This is a genomic window from Maribacter aquimarinus, from assembly GCF_047345505.1.
GTDB lineage: Bacteria > Bacteroidota > Bacteroidia > Flavobacteriales > Flavobacteriaceae > Maribacter.
The window spans coordinates 1-1,122 of record NZ_JBLFEO010000080.1 but is presented as its reverse complement, the minus strand read 5'-3'; the positions used below and the strand labels follow the sequence as shown (position 1 = coordinate 1,122).

The 1,122-nt window shown below is 52.4% G+C and carries 1 protein-coding gene; it reads left to right on the top strand.

What is annotated here, in order from left to right:
- Positions 1-131 precede the first annotated feature (131 nt).
- Complete coding sequence (locus ACKWCC_RS19345) at positions 132-1,115, top strand: IS30 family transposase (protein WP_413997610.1); 984 nt, start codon at positions 132-134, stop codon at positions 1,113-1,115.
- Positions 1,116-1,122: the final 7 nt, after the last annotated feature.

Genomic DNA, 1,122 nt, shown 5'->3' with positions numbered 1-1,122 from the left:
CTTGGATTCAACTGATAAACGCAACAGCTTGCTGTTGAAAAAAGCCCTCTCCGGAGATCTGGTCCTAGGGCCAGATCTCCGGAGAGGGCGGCGCAAAAACTTCATACCTTTGGGGTCGCTAAACTTTGAAGATTATGAAGCATTTAACGCTTGGGGAAAGGTACGAAATTTCCATCTTCCTCGGACAGGGTGTGACCATGGCCGAGATCGCAAGGAAATTGGGGAGGAGCAGATCAACCATTTCAAGGGAGGTCAAAAGGAACGCCGATGGGCGCAGCGGCCGCTACAGGGCGGAGCTCGCCCAGGGAAAGTCGTGTTCCAGGCACTCGGGCAAGAACAAGCACGGCACCTTCGACAGGTCGATGGAGGATTACGTGGCCTCTTGGCTGAAAAAGGACCTCAGCCCCGAACAGATCAAGGGACTGTCCGATAAAAACGGTGTCCCGTGCGTATCCGCCGAGCGGATATACCAGTTCGTATGGCAGGACAAAAAACAGGGCGGCACGCTCTATCTGCACCTTAGGACAAAGGGCAGGAAATATGTCAAGCGGGGGGACAAAAAGGCCGGAAGGGGCCTCATACCCAATAGGACGGACATATCCCAAAGGCCCGCCGTGGTGGAGAGGAAGGATAGAATCGGGGACCTGGAGATCGATCTGGTCATGGGAAAGGGCCAAAAGGGTGCCCTGCTCACCATAAACGACAGGGCAACGGGAACCCTTAAAATGGCACATGTGGCCGGTAAGGGGGCAAAGGACATAGAGATAAGGACAAAGGAGCTGTTGGAGGACTGGAGGCCCTTCATAAAAACCATTACCAGCGATAACGGAAAGGAGTTCTCCAACCACCAAGACATAGCCGAGGAACTGAACATAGACTTCTACTTCGCAACGCCCTACCATAGCTGGGAAAGGGGCGCGAACGAGAACCTCAACGGGCTGGTAAGACAATATTTCCCAAAAGGGAGCAACTTTAACGATATGAAAAAGGAGGCCGTTGAAAAGGCGGAGAACATTTTAAACAACAGGCCCAGAAAAAGGTTCGGGTACAGAACGCCCAACGAGGTTTTTGCCGCAGCAATAGAAAATCAGGGCATTGTTGCGTTTATGACTTGAATCCAGC